This window comes from Streptomyces sp. NPDC058877 (genome assembly GCF_042742855.1).
Taxonomy (GTDB): domain Bacteria; phylum Actinomycetota; class Actinomycetes; order Streptomycetales; family Streptomycetaceae; genus Streptomyces.
The window spans coordinates 1-1,797 of record NZ_JBHYMF010000379.1 but is presented as its reverse complement, the minus strand read 5'-3'; the positions used below and the strand labels follow the sequence as shown (position 1 = coordinate 1,797).

Sequence of the window (1,797 nt, the reverse complement as noted above, 5' to 3'; positions counted from 1 at the left end):
GATATTTACGGGGTGCTGCCATGGTGCTGGTGGATCTCCTTCGCCAGGACCGTAACCCTGGCATCAGGGACTCCACAAATCTCAGTACAGCTCAACGCATCGTGCGCCTGACTCCTGACCTGCTCCGGCTGGCACAGTCGGAGCAGGCGTCAAGCCTGGCTGCCGAGCTGGGTGCGCGCTGGAGCATCGTGGAGAGCTCCTTTGCTGCTGGCGTCGGGCGCAGCCTCGTTGAGGAGGGTGTCACGGTCGACTGGGACACGCTTAAGATCACCGACAAACGCCGACGCCGCTCGGTGACCGGCATCGTTGACGCCACGGTCGGGTTTCAACACGGCCGCTGCCTGATCTGCGGCGACGCTCTGGCCTCGGGGGACGCCGTAGCCGTCGACCACGTCTTCCCCTTCTCCCTGATGCGCCGCTTCGGCAGCGTCGGCTCTTGGCGGGGCCCAGATCTGGACGCCCTGTGGAACCTCGCTCCTGCACATGCCTCCTGCAACGGAGCCAAGAGCGATCGACTGCCCACCCTGGCGGAACTCGCCCGCCTCGCGGCCCGGAACGAGGCAATCACGCAGTCCCCCCATCCCCTGCGCCGTACGCTGCACCTCAGCCTGAAGCACGCCCTGCCCGGCCAGAAGAAGACCTCGTGGAAGGAGTTCCTGGGGGCGGTTCAGACCGCGGTTTGACTCGGAACCCAGACATCCTGGGTGCGGCTGCGTAGGTGAGACGCGGAGCACTTGTCGGTGGGCTTCGGCATCGCCCGGTGTCCGTGGAACGCATGAAAGTCGATGAGGAGTAGGAACACCCGCTGAGGTGCGGCGCGCACCCGCGGATCGCGTCCCGCAGAGTGGTGTAACGGCGAGCATCACTACTGCCCCCTCGGCACCAACGCGGTGGTCACAGGTGGCACGCTGCCGAAGTGGAACGTGATCCTCTACACCACGTGGCGGGACACGACCCACCCGCGCTCTTACAGGGGCGACGTCGGTGCGTAGGCTGCGGTGATGGATGACCCCGTGCTGACCGCCCGCGAACTGGTGCGGGACCGTTTTCCCGCCGCCCGGGCGGCCTTCCTCGCCGGCAGCGTGCTGACCGACCGCCGGACGCCCACGTCTGATCTGGACATCGTGGTCCTCTTGGACGGGCCGCCTGCCCCCAGCCGGGAGAACCTGGTGTACCGCGGCTGGCCGGTGGAGCTGTTCGTGCAAACGGAGGCCGTCTGGCACAGCTTCGCCGACCAGGAGACCGCGAAGCGGAGTTCGCCGCTGCTCGCCATGTGTGCTGACGGCATGCTCCTGGTCGACACGGATGGGCTGGGCGCTTCGCTCCAGGGCGAGGCGCGGAGGCGTTGGGCCGCGGGCCCGCCGCCGCTCTCGGACCATGAGCGTGACTACCAGCGGTACGTTCTGACCGACTTGCTCGATGATCTGCGCGGCTGTGCGGACCCTGCAGAGCGGGTGTACTTGGTCTCGCACATGTTGCAGCGTGCCTCGGAGCTGGCCCTCCTGGTCGGCGGGCACTGGCTCGGCGGAGGCAAGTGGTTGTCGCGGCGGCTAGACGCGGCCGACCCCGGGGTGCACCGCGCGTTGTCCGAAGCTGCCCCCCGGGCGATCACCGGGGATGCGAGGGCCTTCGCCGCGGTCGTGGCAGAGGTGCTGGACCTGGCTGGCGGCCCGCTGTGGGACGGGTACGCCATCCGATGAGTGATGGCGTCCCGCCGAGTGGTGTAGCCGATCAAGCTGGCGGAATCCGCAGGTCGTGGCCCGATTCGCCCTCGCCGGCGGCCCTGTTGGGGCTCGC

1 protein-coding gene and 1 pseudogene are annotated in these 1,797 nt (G+C 68.3%); both read left to right on the top strand.

What is annotated here, in order from left to right; genetic code table 11:
* A pseudogene (locus tag ACFW2Y_RS35700) lies at positions 1 to 683 on the top strand (hypothetical protein); the annotation flags it as partial.
* Between the two features lie 318 nt (positions 684 to 1,001).
* Positions 1,002 to 1,700, top strand: a complete 699-nt coding sequence (locus tag ACFW2Y_RS35695; RefSeq protein WP_384887879.1) for a nucleotidyltransferase domain-containing protein — start codon at positions 1,002 to 1,004, stop codon at positions 1,698 to 1,700.
* Positions 1,701 to 1,797 lie beyond the last annotated feature (97 nt).